Annotated in this window: 11 protein-coding genes; 8 read left to right on the top strand and 3 right to left on the bottom strand. The window is 32.0% G+C overall.

Going from position 1 to position 13,630, the window contains the following annotated elements; all coding sequences use genetic code 11:
* The first annotated feature begins 1 nt into the window (after window position 1).
* The 8 genes from AB2B44_RS03365 (at window position 2) to AB2B44_RS03330 (ending at window position 11,265) form a co-directional block, all read left to right on the top strand.
* Window positions 2-754: a tetratricopeptide repeat protein gene (locus AB2B44_RS03365; protein WP_369048137.1), complete on the top strand. Its 753-nt coding sequence runs from the start codon at window positions 2-4 to the stop codon at window positions 752-754.
* A 93-nt stretch (window positions 755-847) separates the two neighbouring features.
* On the top strand, window positions 848-3,511 hold the full coding sequence (locus tag AB2B44_RS03360; RefSeq protein WP_369048136.1) for a TonB-dependent receptor: 2,664 nt from the start codon (window positions 848-850) through the stop codon (window positions 3,509-3,511).
* Window positions 3,512-3,525: 14 nt separating this feature from the next.
* A complete protein-coding gene (locus tag AB2B44_RS03355; RefSeq protein WP_369048135.1) occupies window positions 3,526-5,154 on the top strand; it encodes a G-D-S-L family lipolytic protein in 1,629 nt (542 codons plus the stop codon).
* Window positions 5,155-5,415: 261 nt separating this feature from the next.
* Entirely contained in the window at window positions 5,416-8,820 is a 3,405-nt protein-coding gene (gene ileS, locus AB2B44_RS03350; RefSeq protein ID WP_369048134.1) for an isoleucine--tRNA ligase, read from the top strand.
* A 4-nt stretch (window positions 8,821-8,824) separates the two neighbouring features.
* Window positions 8,825-9,205 (top strand): TraR/DksA family transcriptional regulator, encoded by a 381-nt coding sequence (locus tag AB2B44_RS03345; RefSeq protein ID WP_369048133.1) that lies wholly within the window; start codon window positions 8,825-8,827, stop codon window positions 9,203-9,205.
* 127 nt (window positions 9,206-9,332) lie between these two features.
* A complete protein-coding gene (locus AB2B44_RS03340) occupies window positions 9,333-9,980 on the top strand; it encodes a hypothetical protein (protein ID WP_369048132.1) in 648 nt (215 codons plus the stop codon).
* Between the two features lie 67 nt (window positions 9,981-10,047).
* On the top strand, window positions 10,048-10,656 hold the full coding sequence (locus tag AB2B44_RS03335) for a lipoprotein signal peptidase (protein WP_369048131.1): 609 nt from the start codon (window positions 10,048-10,050) through the stop codon (window positions 10,654-10,656).
* A gap of 3 nt (window positions 10,657-10,659) precedes the next feature.
* Complete coding sequence (locus tag AB2B44_RS03330; RefSeq protein ID WP_369048130.1) at window positions 10,660-11,265, top strand: DUF4230 domain-containing protein; 606 nt, start codon at window positions 10,660-10,662, stop codon at window positions 11,263-11,265.
* Window positions 11,266-11,272: 7 nt separating this feature from the next.
* Here AB2B44_RS03330 and AB2B44_RS03325 read toward each other — a convergent pair whose 3' ends face one another.
* The 3 genes from AB2B44_RS03325 to AB2B44_RS03315 are packed head-to-tail and all read right to left on the bottom strand — an operon-like array spanning window position 11,273 to window position 13,541.
* Entirely contained in the window at window positions 11,273-11,686 is a 414-nt protein-coding gene (locus AB2B44_RS03325; RefSeq protein WP_369048129.1) for a DUF6691 family protein, read from the bottom strand.
* Window positions 11,687-11,727: 41 nt separating this feature from the next.
* The gene (locus tag AB2B44_RS03320; RefSeq protein ID WP_369048128.1) at window positions 11,728-12,288 is read right to left on the bottom strand and encodes a YeeE/YedE family protein; all 561 of its coding nucleotides are present in this window, start codon (window positions 12,286-12,288) and stop codon (window positions 11,728-11,730) included.
* 2 nt (window positions 12,289-12,290) lie between these two features.
* Window positions 12,291-13,541 carry a 3-deoxy-D-manno-octulosonic acid transferase gene (locus AB2B44_RS03315; RefSeq protein ID WP_369048127.1) on the bottom strand — a complete coding sequence of 417 codons (1,251 nt, stop codon included), beginning with the start codon at window positions 13,539-13,541 and terminating at the stop codon, window positions 12,291-12,293.
* Window positions 13,542-13,630: the final 89 nt, after the last annotated feature.

Raw genomic sequence — 13,630 nt, 5'->3', positions numbered from 1 at the left:
GATGAAAAAGCTATTCTTTTTATTACTATTATTTCCTGTTTTTTTATCAGCTCAAACAGTTGATGAATTGTTTGTTAACGCCAATAATTTGTATAAAGAAGGACAATACGAAAAGGCTATTGAGTTGTATAAAAAAATAGAAACCACAAAAAAAGTTTCATCTGAACTATATTACAATTTAGCCAATTGTTATTACAAGCTAAATCAAGTGGCTCCTTCTATTTATAATTACGAAAAAGCATTACAGTTAAATCCATTAAATGCCGATGCGCAAAATAATTTAGCTTTTGCTAAACGATTAACTTTAGATAGAATAGAAGAAGTACCAAAGTCGTTTCTACAAAAAATTCACGAAAAATATATTCAAAAACTCACCTATAATCAGTGGGCAATAGTTGCTGTAGTATTTTCATTTATGGCGGCTTTATTGTTTTTACTTTTTTATTTTACAAATACCCCTAATAAAAAACGATTATTTTTTGTTAGTAGCATATTAAGCTTTTTGTTTTTATTAGTATCATTAACGATTTCTTACAACGAATACCACAATAGTAAAACCAACAAATTTGCTATTATTTTTAACCAACAAGTTTCGATAAAAAATGCACCAACCTTAAATTCTAATGAAGTATTTATTTTACACGAAGGTGCTAAAGTAAAGGTGCTTGATACGGTAGACGATTGGAAAAAAATTAAATTAGCTGACGGAAAAATAGGTTGGGTAAAAGCATCTGAAATAAAAATAATAAGCTAGTTGCATAAATAAAATATAATTAGCAATTGTTAAAGTCTTCATAAAATCAAAAAAAAATTGTATTTTGCATTATGCTTAATACAATATAATATTATGAAGAAAAAAATTATGCTTACAGGATTTATGCTGTTAAGTAGTTTTTTTATTTTTAGTCAAACTACTATTTCTGGAACAGTAACCGATGCTTCTCAAGGTGATCCTTTACCAAATGTAAACATTAAAATTTCTAGAAAAGCCGTAGGAACCACTACTGATTTTAATGGAAAATTTAACTTAGAGGTAACAGAAACCCCTCCTTTTACTTTAGAAATTTCTTCGTTGGGCTACCATATGCAAACCGTTGAGGTAACGAAAAACAATCAAACTATTAATGTTGCGTTAAAAGAAAATGAGACCTCGTTAGATGAGGTTGTTGTCTCTGCTTCTAGAACACCTGAGCGTATTATGGAGTCGCCAGTAACTATTGAGCGATTTGATTCGAGAGCAATTAAAAACACCTCTTCAGCCTCATTTTATGATGGGTTAGAAAATTTAAAAGGAGTTGACATAAACACCAATAGTTTAACTTTTAAGTCGGTTAACACACGTGGTTTTGCAACTTTTGCCAACACTCGGTTTATGCAATTGGTTGATGGAATGGATAACTCTTCGCCAGCGCTAAACTTTCCGTTAGGCAACTTGTTAGGCATGTCTGAGTTAGATGTAAAAACAGTTGAAATTTTACCAGGAGCCTCTTCTGCTCTATATGGAGCAAATGCGTTTAATGGCATTATGTTTATGACCAGTAAAAGCCCTTTCGATGATCAAGGTATTAGTTTTGTGTATAAGCAAGGTATTACTAGTCAAGATGCTGCTGGTAATAATAATTTTTACGATGTAGGTATTCGAATGGCATATGCTTTTTCTGATAAATTTGCGGGTAAAGCTACGTTATCTTATCTTGAAGGAACCGAATGGTACGCTACTGATTATAGAAATACATTAAACGGAAAATACATTCCCGGCGATAGAGATAGCGACCCCAATTACAATGGGGTAAATATATATGGCGATGTAGCTTCGTACAATTTTGGAGGTGCTATCGGAAAAGTTAGTAGAACAGGTTATCGAGATATTGATTTAATAGATAACAAGGCTAAAAGCATGAAATTCGGAGGATCTTTAAATTACCGTCCTTTTGGCGATGATCGCTTAGAAATTATATGGAACTCTAAATTTGGTGCTGGAAATACCATTTATCAAGGTGGGCAAAAATACAGTATCAAAAACTTTTTTATGGAACAGCATAAACTAGAGTTTAAAGGTAAAAATTTCTTTGTTAGAGGGTATTATACTGGTGAAGATGCTGGAGACTCATACAACTCTCTCTTTGCGGCATTAAATATAAATAGAGAGTGGAGTTCTGATCAAAACTGGTTTCAAGAATATGCAGCAGCCTATTTTGGGGCTGTGCCAGGAGTAGTGGCAAGTTCGCACCAAGCAGCAAGAGCCTTTGCCGACAGAAACAGATTAGTTCCAGGAACGTCTGAATTTCAAAGCGCTTTTGATAAAGTAACTAGCGACCCTAATCTAATAACAGGGGCAAAATTTAGAGATAATACCAGTTTATATCATGCAGATGCAAACTACAATTTTAGAGATATTATAAATTGGGCAGAAATTCAAATAGGAGGGTCGTACAGACAGTATTCATTAAATTCGTACGGAAATATTTTTACCGATACGGATGGACCAATAAATTACGACGAGTATGGTGTTTATACACAACTACAAAAGAAGTTTTTAGAAGATGATCGTTTAAAGCTTACCGCCTCAATACGGTATGATAAAGCTAAGAATTTCGATGGTGATTTTTCACCAAGAATTTCATTAGCCTATGCTGCTGGAGAAACCAAAAACAATAATTTCAGAGTTTCTTATCAAACAGGTTTTAGAAACCCAACTACACAAGATCAATACATAGGGTTAGATGTAGGAGCTTCTATATTAGTAGGTTCAGCGCCCGATAATTTAGACCGATATAGCACTACTTTTCAAGATGTAAATGGTAATACGTACACTTTAACAGGTAGAGATGCTTATGAAAATTCATATACCGTTTCTAGTGGAGGTACCGAAAAAGCCAATGTTAAATTGGTAAAACCAGAAAAAGTGTCTGCTTACGAAATAGGATATCGAGGTTTAATAGATCCTGATAAATCAAAAATATCAGTAGATTTAAGTGCATATTATAATGATTATAAAGATTTTATTTCGCAAAAAAATGTGATTGTACCTTACAATACCAACGGCGATTATAAAGTTTTTACGGTATATACCAATTCTGCCGCAGCAATTAGTTCTTATGGAGCAAGTGTTGGATTAAGCACTAAAATATTTAATGGGTTTAATGTAGGCTTAAATTACACCTTTGCTAAGTTTGATTTTGACCAAAGTACAGACCCAGATTTTGAGGCTGGATTTAATACTCCAGAACACAAGGTTAAACTGCAATTTGGTCACCCAAATGTATTTAAAAACTTTGGGTTTAATGTAAATCTAAGATGGCAAGACGAGTTTTTTTGGGAATCTACCTTTGTTGATGGCACCATAGAAAAAAGAACCGTATTAGATGCACAAATCAATTATAATGTGCCTTCTATCAAATCAGTATTTAAATTAGGAGGAGCAAATTTAACCGGTCAAGAATACTATAGTGCGCCTGGGGTTGGTGCTGTAGGCTCACAATATTTTATTTCTTGGACAATTAATAATTAAATACAATTTTAACAATGAAAAAATTTAATAACTATTTAACAAGTTTATTAATCGTATCATTGGCATTTATTTCGTGTGATACGAACAATATATATCCGCCTATTACAGGGCCCTCAATGGATAAAGTTGACCTAAAAACAGATGGGTTAGATTTTTCTAATTACATTGCTGTAGGAGCATCTTTTACGGCTGGGTTTACCGATGGAGCGTTGTTTATCGAAGCTCAAAAAAATTCATTCCCAAATATTTTAGCGTCTAAGTTCGCTATGGCTGGGGGAGGCAGTTTTGAACAACCTTTAATGAATGATAATGTTGGAGGATTTGTTACTTCATCAGGCACGGTAGTGCAATCACCTAGGCTTTATTTTAATGGTAAAACTCCCGCAGTTTTAAATGCAACGCCTACAACCATTATTGGCATGCCTGTTAGTAATGCTGCTAGCTTAAATAATTATGGTATTCCTGGAGCAAAAAGTTTTCATTTTTTAGCCCCTGGTTATGGCGATGCTGCAGGGCTAGTGGCAAGCCCGCCAACAGCTAACCCATACTATGTAAGAATGGCACCGACGAAATCAACTCTTTTAGCAGAAATAGCGTCTAAAAAACCTACTTTTTTTACCTTATCTGAAATAGGGGGTAACGATGTGTTAGGGTATGCAACTACTGGCGGTGATGGTAGTAACCCTATAACACCAACAGCAACTTTTAATGCGGCTTTTGAGGCTATTGTTAATACATTAACGGCTAATGGTGCAAAAGGAGTTGTGGGTAATGTGCCTTATATTACCTCATTAGCACATTTTACAACAGTACCTTATAACCCTTTAGACCCTAGTAATGCCGATTTTTCTAATCAAATACCAATGCTAAACACTATTTATGGTGCGTTAAACCAAATATTTAGTGCGATAGGGCAAGAAAATAGAATAATCACATTTTCTGAATCTGCTGCTAGCGCGGTAGTTATTAAAGACGAAAATTTAACCGATTTATCAGCTACTATTGCTGGAGCATTACAAACAAGTGCTACTTTTACTGCTTTTGTAACCTCTTTAGGGTTGCCCGAAGCAGCGGTTCCATTAGTTGCTCAATTAATGGGGCAACAATATGGGCAAGCAAGGCAAGCCACATCAGATGATTTATTGTTGCTAACAAGTAGCGGTGTAATAGGAAAAGTTGATACCGATGCTGTTGCAGCACTAATAACACAAAGTGGCGGCATGTTATCTTCAACATTGGCTGCACAATTTTCTGTACAAGGCATCACGCTTCCTTTGTCTGATAAATGGGTGCTTACTCCAGAAGAACAAACCGAAATTAAAACGGCTATAGATGCGTATAATAGTGAAATTGAAATCGTAGTTAATGCAAATGAAAATATAACTCTAATTGATTTAAATGCTATTTTACAAGAAGCGAGTACCAGTGGTGTTGCATTTGATAATTATAATATGAATACGAGCCTAGTTTTTGGAGGCTTAATTAGTTTAGATGGCGTTCATTTAACGGCTAGAGGATATGCTTTAATGGCAAATAAAATGCTTGAAGCTATTGATGCAGGTTTTGGTTCTAATTTCGCTCAAGCTACCGATGGTTTAGCAAAAGCAGATGATTACCCAACCAATTACTCTCCAACATTGTAAATAATAAAAACATATAAATTTAAAAGAATTAAAAACTTTTGAGCTAAGCTCTTTTGTTTTATAAACCCTCGCTAAAAGTGAGGGTTTATGTTTGTATATATCTTGTTTAGCAAATACAAGAAACATTGTTGTATAGTTTTTAAAACCAAGCTTTTTTGCTGATTTAATTTAATGCATTAATTAGCTTGGTTTTACACAATCTCTCTATGAGAATTTCAATAAAATATGTAATTTCGCAAATTCAAAATAGAGCAAGAGAAAATGAGTGCCAAATTTACAGAGTATAAAGGACTTGACTTAGCAAAAGTAGCTGATGAAATTTTAACTTTTTGGGAAGAAAATAATATCTTCGAAAAAAGTATTTCTTCAAGAGAAGATAGCAAACCATTTGTGTTTTTTGAAGGGCCTCCTTCAGCAAATGGATTACCAGGTATCCATCATGTTATGGCACGTGCCATTAAAGATATTTTTTGTCGATATAAAACGCAAAAAGGATATCAGGTAAAGCGTAAAGCAGGATGGGATACACATGGGCTTCCTGTAGAGTTAGGTGTTGAAAAAGAATTAGGAATTACGAAGGAAGATATTGGTACAAAAATTACTGTAGAAGAATATAATAGAGCTTGTAAAAAAGCGGTAATGCGCTATACTGATGTATGGAATGAAATGACCCGAAAAGTAGGATATTGGGTAGATATGGAAAATCCATACATCACTTACAAATCAAAATATATAGAAAGTGTTTGGTGGTTATTAAAACAAATTTATAATAAAAACCTGCTTTATAAAGGTTATACCATTCAACCGTATTCTCCAAAAGCAGGGACTGGTTTAAGCTCGCACGAGCTAAACCAACCAGGAACCTATCAAGACGTTACCGATACAACAGTAGTAGCACAATTTGAAGCAAAAAAAGAAACGCTTCCAAGTTTTTTACAAAATGAAGGAACAATATACTTTTTGGCTTGGACAACCACTCCATGGACACTCCCATCAAATACAGCACTAACCGTAGGTCCTAAAATTGATTATGTATTGGTTGAAACCTATAATCAATATACCTTTAAACCAATGAATGTAATATTGGCTAAAAATTTGGTAGCCAAACAGTTTAGTGGTAAATACTATCAAGTTGAAGAAAAACCAGCTTTATTAGACTATAATGATGGCGATAAAAAAATTCCGTTTCATATCGAAAAAGAATTTAAAGGCGCCGATTTAGTAGGCATTAAATACGAACAATTGTTGCCTTATGCCCTACCGTATAAAAATGCAGAAAATGCGTTTAGGGTAATTTCGGGTGATTTTGTTACTATCGAAGATGGTACAGGTATTGTGCATACAGCCCCTACCTTTGGTGCCGATGATGCCTTGGTTGCAAAACAAGCAACACCAGAAGTGCCACCAATGTTGGTATTAGACGAAAACAACAACCCTGTTCCGCTAGTAGATTTACAAGGTAAATTTAGACCTGAAATGAAAGAGTTTGCAGGCAAATATGTAAAAAATGAATATTACGATGATGGCAAAGCTCCTGATAAATCAGTTGACGTAGAACTTGCTATTAAATTAAAAACCGAAAACAAGGCTTTTAAGGTTGAAAAATACGTGCATAGTTACCCTAACTGCTGGCGTACCGATAAGCCTATTTTATACTATCCTTTAGATTCGTGGTTTATTAAAGTTACAGAGGTTAAAGACCGTATGTTTGAGCTTAATAAAACCATTAATTGGAAACCAAAATCTACTGGTGAAGGGCGCTTTGGTAACTGGTTAAAAAATGCAAACGATTGGAATTTATCGCGTTCGCGTTTTTGGGGAATTCCTTTACCTATTTGGCGTACAGAAGATGGGGTAGAACATATTTGTATTGGGTCTGTAGCCGAATTAAAAAAAGAAATTAAAAAATCGATAGATGCAGGAGTAATGCAACAAGACATATTTTCAAACTTTGAAGTTGATAATATGTCTGAAGAAAATTATGAAAAAATAGACCTGCATAAAAACATAGTAGATCAAATTATTTTAGTGTCTAGTTCTGGCAAACCAATGAAGCGCGAAAGCGATTTAATAGACGTTTGGTTTGATTCGGGTTCTATGCCCTATGCACAATGGCATTATCCGTTTGAAAATAAAGAATTAATCGATAAGAGAAAAAGTTATCCTGCCAATTTTATTGCTGAAGGAGTTGATCAAACTCGAGGTTGGTTTTATACCTTACATGCCATAAGCACTATTGTTTTTGATTCAGTAGCGTATAAAAATGTAGTTTCAAATGGTTTGGTATTAGATAAAAACGGACAAAAAATGTCAAAACGTTTGGGTAACGCTGTTGACCCATTTGAAACTCTAGCGGCATATGGGCCTGATGCTACCCGATGGTATATGATTTCAAATGCAAATCCGTGGGATAATTTAAAATTTGATATTGGAGGAATAGAAGAAGTAAAACGTAAGTTTTTCGGTACATTATACAATACCTATTCTTTCTTTAGTTTATATGCTAATATAGACGGATTTAATTATTCAGAACAAGACATTCCGTTAACCGAAAGACCTGAAATTGACCGTTGGATTTTATCGGAATTACATACTCTTATTAAAAAAGTTGACGAGGCATATAACGATTACGAACCCACTCGAGCTACAAGACTTATTAACACTTTTGTGCTAGATCATTTAAGTAACTGGTATGTGCGTTTATGTAGAAGACGTTTTTGGAAAGGAGATTATCAACAAGATAAAATTTCGGCATACCAAACCCTATATACCTGTATGGTTACTGTAGCTAAATTAGCTGCTCCAGTAGCTCCTTTTTTTATGGATAGGTTATATAAAGATTTAACAGCAGTAACTAAAAAAGATGCTTTTGAAAGTGTGCATATAGCTAATTTTCCAGTCTATGACAATAATTTTATAGACACCTCGTTAGAGCGTAAAATGGAAAATGCGCAAACCATATCGTCACTAGTATTATCACTGCGGGCAAAAGAAAAAATAAAAGTACGCCAACCGCTGCAAAAAATTATGATTCCTGTTTTAGATCAAAACCAGAAAAAAGAAATTTTAGCAGTATCAGATTTAATAAAATCAGAAGTAAATGTAAAAGAAATTGAGTTGTTAGACGATGCTTCCGATATCTTGGTAAAACAAATTAAACCTAATTTTAAAGCTTTAGGTCCCAAATATGGTAAAGATATGAAGGGCATTGCAAATGCCATCCAAAACTTTACCCAAGACGATATTCTTAAAATTGAAAAAGAAGGAAATATTTCAATTGAGATTAATGAAAAAATGATTACTTTGGACACCAATGATGTAGAAATTTCGTCGAAAGATATTGAAGGATGGTTAGTAGCAAATACGGCAAAAATAACAGTGGCATTAGACATTACGATTTCTGATAAGCTACGAAGAGAAGGAACTGCCAGAGAGCTTGTAAACCGTATTCAAAATGGGCGTAAAGAGGTTGGTTTAGAAGTAACGGATAAAATTAAATTAACAATTTTAAAATTCGCAGATTTACAAGAATCAATAAACGAAAACAAAAATTATATTATGAGTGAAACATTAACCGATGAGTTGGTTTTTGTTGATCAATTAAAAAATGGTATAGATATTGAATTTGATACCATAAAGAGTAAAATGGCAATACAAAAAATGTAAGATTATGGCAGATAAAGAAACAGCTAGATATTCTGATAAAGATTTACAAGAATTCAAGGAAATTATTTTAAAAAAAATAGCAAGAGCCGAAGAAGATTTGGTTTTACTGCAAAGCGCTTATAAAAACGATAGTAATAATGGTACCGACGATACCTCTCCAACCTTTAAATCATTTGATGACGGGGCTGATACTATGGCGAAAGAAGCAAACGTACAATTAGCTATTCGCCAAGAAAAATTTATTCGCGATTTAAAAAATGCGTTACTTCGTATAGAAAATAAAACGTACGGTATTTGTAGAGTTACAGGTAAACTAATTCAAAAAGAGCGTTTAAAATTAGTGCCACATGCTACCTTAAGCATTGAGGCTAAAAAACGTCAATAACCTTAAAAAGGTTATATAAAATGTTTTTGATGTTATTTTAGGCGTAATTTAAAAATAACTTTTAGCACAAATGGTTAAAAGTTAACAGATAAAATAACCAAACACAACTAATGCAAAATCTAAATAAATGAAATATTGTTTTCTTATACTATTTTGCATTAGTTGCGTTTGCTTTTCACAACAAACTGTTGTTAGATCGTTTACTTCTGATAAAAAAGAAATTGAAATTACAACCGACGGTTTAGATCAAATAATTATTGCAAATTCAGATAGCGATAAAGTAGTTATACAGTTGTTTGATGAAAATCCAAATTCGCACTATATTGATATTAATGAAGAAAGTTCTTTTTTAAAAATAGAATTTAAATCTCAATTTATTCAAGAAGAGGGCGTTTTTAAAAAATTTATTACCAAACGGCTAAATAGAGTATGGGCAGTTATTGAACTTCCAAAAAACAAAAAAATAGAAATTTTAGGCACGAATGTTAATGTTGTTTCAAAAAGTTATAACGGCAGTTTAAAAATTTTTATTGATAAAGGAAACGTTCGGTTAAATAAAGTACAGAACAATGCAGAAGTGTCTCTTTTTCAGGGCAATGTTTTTGCCCAAATACTTTCTAACACCAATCAAGACATAAAAACAAATAACGGAATTATTGAAGTTGACAAGCAAAAAAAGAATTCGCCCTACAAAACAAAAAAATTGTACTCTGTCAATAGCTTTACGGTAAACTCGATAAATGCCAATGTTTTTCTTACAGAAACACCCAATTAAAAGAACAATATAAACCCTTATTAATCACAAGAATATTCTTACTTTTGACAGATAATTAACATAGAATATGTCTAAAAAAAACATCGCCATTTTAACCGTTTGTGTCGCTATTTTAATTGATCAAATAAGTAAAATTTATATTAAAACACATTTTTATTTGGGTGAAGAAGTAGTTGTTTTTAATAATTGGTTTAAAATTCATTTTACAGAAAACAACGGAATGGCTTGGGGGTTTGAGTTTGGCGGAAAAGCTGGAAAATTGTTTCTTACCCTTTTTAGGTTGGTTGCCGTAACAGGTATTGTATATTGGCTTAGGAGTGCTATAAAAAAGAATTTTCATTCAGGGGTTATTGTAGCAATTTCTTTAATTTTAGCAGGGGCAGTAGGTAATATTATTGATTCTGTTTTTTATGGGGTAATTTTCGACTCTTCTGAAAACAAAATAGCCACTCTGTTTTCAGATACACCATACGGAGAGCTATTTCATGGTAAAGTTGTAGATATGCTTTATTTTCCTATTTGGCAAGGAAATTTGCCAAGTTGGATACCTATTTGGGGTGGTAATTACTTTACTTTTTTTAATGCTATTTTTAATGCAGCCGATTCTTTTATAACCATTGGTGTTATTTTACTACTTCTACTTAATAAATATGCTTTTCAAAAAGAAAATTCATAAAAAATGCAGTTTATAAAATATATAGCCATTTTTTTATTAGGATTTTTAGTGGCTAAATTTTGGTATCAAAAAACGATTCCAAATTATACAAAAGAAGACACACAAGTTATCGTTAATGAAATTAAAAATATACGTAAGCTTGTGGTTTCAACGGGTTCTTTTTCTGAAATGTATAACTATTCTGATAGTAAAAAATATTTTTACGATTTTTTATCGTTTGATAAAAAAGCTATTGTTGTGGTAAATGCTAAAGTAGAGGTTGGTTATGATTTGTCTAAAATGGATATACAAATAGATTCAGTAGCAAAAAAAATTATTATCAATAAAATACCTGAAGAGGAAATTACAGTTTCTCCTAACATTAAATATTTTGATATACAGCAGAGTCAATTTAATACTTTTTCTAAAGAAGAGTTAAATAAAATTAATAAAAAAAGTATTGAAAAGATTAAAGAAACAATGAATATGAAGGCGTTAAAAAAAGAGGCTAAAACTCAGCTGTTTAAAGAGCTCTCTAAAATATATCAATTATCATCAGTATTTGGTTGGCAGGTAGTAAACAACACGCCTATACAGGCTGTAAAAACGACCTCTGAAATTAAAAATTGAGTTAAGTTTATTTAGGTAGTTTTTCGCTTGCTAAACCATAAACAAAAGCCCCTAATAGAGCGCCAAAAATTATAACAACAGCGCTTATAGCACCTTGCCCTAATAAAACAAATATGGGGCCAGTACAAGCACCTACTAAGGCCCAGCCTAAACCAAAAATAATACCGCCAACAATGGTTCTAATATTTCCTTTTTCTTTTGGTGTAATATCAATTTTTTCACCCAAATAATTTTTAATAACTCCCCTTTTAAAAAGTCGAGTTAATACAATTCCAATTAGTACAGCACTACCTATAATTCCGTACATATGAAATGATTGAAACTTAAACATTTCGTATATTCTGTACCAAGAAACGACTTCTGACTTACTCAATACTATGCCAAATAGTATTCCTATAATTAAAAATTTTATATTTTTCATAAAAATAATGTCAGGTTAAAATTTATTTTGTTAAAATTAGATTAGCCAAATATTAGTGGAATAAATATCCAAGTCATTAATAATCCACCAATGAAAAAGCCAATTACGGCGATTAAAGAGGGCAATTCTAAATTACTTAATCCTGTAATTGCATGACCAGAAGTACATCCACCAGCATATCGAGCACCGAAACCAAGAAAAAATCCAGCAATAATAAGTATAGAAAATCCTTTTATAGAAAGCAAAGCGTCAAGTCCATAAATTTGAGGAGGTAAATACGTTTTTCCAGCATTAGAAAAACCAATATCTGATAAATTTTTAACGGTTTCTGGATTTAAATTAATCATTTTTGAAGGCATTAAATAATGCGATGAAATATAGCCGCCGATAACCATGCCGAGAAGTAAAATTAAGCTCCATTTTTGTTCTTTCCAATTAACTTTAAAATAGCTAGATACCTTATCTGCTCCCATAATGGTACAGATTATTTCAAGGTTTCTAGAAACGCCAAAACTTCTGCCAAAATAAAATGTTAGAAAAAACACTAAAGCTATCATTGGGCCGCCAATATACCAGGGCCATGGCTGTAAAATAAATTCCATAATTAGTATAAATTTTTAGATATATATTTTAAAATTAAATCGGTAGCTCCAATATGGGTTTCAATATAATTTTTATTAATTCTACCTGTTTCTATTCTAAAATTAGTATTGTTTTTTAATTTAGTTAACACTTCTGAAAATTCTTGTTGGTTTGTAATACGAAAGCATCCTTTAAGCTTTAATAAGTCGATAGCTTCTTGAAATTTTTGAAATTTATTTCCACCAAAAACAACAGGAATACCAAAGGTTGCGGGTTCTAAAATATTATGAAGCTCTGTTTTAAATCCGCCTCCAACATAAGCGGTGTTTGCATACGCATAAATTTTGGTAAGTATACCAATAGTATCTACTATAAAAACTTGATAGTCTTTTAAATCAACATTATTTTTTTCAGAATATAAAATGGTTTTTGTATTTAGTTTTTCTCTTAAATCGGTAATATATTTTTGTTTTATATTATGCGGAGCAATAATAAATTTTTCGTTTTTTGTGGCTTTATTATTAATGTAATTGACAAATAATTCATCATCTTCTGGCCACGTGCTACCAGCTACAAGGGTATATTTTTTATCTATAAAATCGGCGATAAAATGGAGTGTGTTATTTTGTTGTAAAATTTGATACACTCTATCAAAACGAGTGTCTCCAGAAACAGTAACATTTTGATAATTATATTGGTTTAATAATGTTTTAGATTCTGTGTTTTGCACAAAAAAATGGTCGAATGTTTTTAAATATTTTTGCATCCAAGTGCCATACCATTTAAAAAAAACTTGATTTTTTCTAAAAATTCCAGAAACTAAAATAGTTTTGGTATTGTTTTTTTTTAGTTCGGATAATAAATTAGGCCAAAATTCATATTTAATTATAACGGCTAAAGTAGGGTGTAGTTGTTGTATAAATTTACGAACATTTTTTTTTCTGTCAAAAGGTAAATAACAAACTACATTAGCTAAAGGGTAGTTTTTTTGAATTTCGTATCCCGAAGGCGAAAAAAAGGTAACTACAATTTTGTAGTTGGGGTGGGTTTTATTTATAGCCTCTATAAGAGGTTTGCCTTGTTCAAATTCGCCTAAAGAGGCTGCATGAAACCAAACAGTTTTATCTTCTTTTTTTATACTAGAAAGATTGTTTAAAGTTTCTTTTCTACCGTTAATAAATAGCTTAATTTTTGAATTAAATAGGGCTATTATTTGAAGAAAAAAATAGGCAATAGAAACAACAATATTGTAAATAAAATTTATAAAACCCATAGTATTAATTTTAAAATTTACTTGTTGAGAGTATTACTTTTTAATAGTAGCGTATAGTTTAAAAACAAAAATACAATTAGGAAATATTA

The organism is Tenacibaculum sp. UWU-22 (assembly GCF_041021355.1).
GTDB lineage: Bacteria > Bacteroidota > Bacteroidia > Flavobacteriales > Flavobacteriaceae > Polaribacter.
The sequence above is the reverse complement of the archived record's forward strand: the minus strand, read 5'-3'. Positions and strand labels throughout refer to the sequence as shown.

Coding starts and splice junctions, on each gene's coding strand:
- AB2B44_RS03330 (WP_369048130.1), top strand. CDS start 10,660: ATGCAGTTTATAAAATATATAGCCATTTTTTTATTAGGATTTTTAGTG.
- AB2B44_RS03340 (WP_369048132.1), top strand. CDS start 9,333: ATGAAATATTGTTTTCTTATACTATTTTGCATTAGTTGCGTTTGCTTT.
- ileS (WP_369048134.1), top strand. CDS start 5,416: ATGAGTGCCAAATTTACAGAGTATAAAGGACTTGACTTAGCAAAAGTA.
- AB2B44_RS03355 (WP_369048135.1), top strand. CDS start 3,526: ATGAAAAAATTTAATAACTATTTAACAAGTTTATTAATCGTATCATTG.
- AB2B44_RS03360 (WP_369048136.1), top strand. CDS start 848: ATGAAGAAAAAAATTATGCTTACAGGATTTATGCTGTTAAGTAGTTTT.
- AB2B44_RS03315 (WP_369048127.1), bottom strand. CDS start 13,541: ATGGGTTTTATAAATTTTATTTACAATATTGTTGTTTCTATTGCCTAT.
- AB2B44_RS03320 (WP_369048128.1), bottom strand. CDS start 12,288: ATGGAATTTATTTTACAGCCATGGCCCTGGTATATTGGCGGCCCAATG.
- AB2B44_RS03335 (WP_369048131.1), top strand. CDS start 10,048: ATGTCTAAAAAAAACATCGCCATTTTAACCGTTTGTGTCGCTATTTTA.
- AB2B44_RS03325 (WP_369048129.1), bottom strand. CDS start 11,686: ATGAAAAATATAAAATTTTTAATTATAGGAATACTATTTGGCATAGTA.
- AB2B44_RS03345 (WP_369048133.1), top strand. CDS start 8,825: ATGGCAGATAAAGAAACAGCTAGATATTCTGATAAAGATTTACAAGAA.
- AB2B44_RS03365 (WP_369048137.1), top strand. CDS start 2: ATGAAAAAGCTATTCTTTTTATTACTATTATTTCCTGTTTTTTTATCA.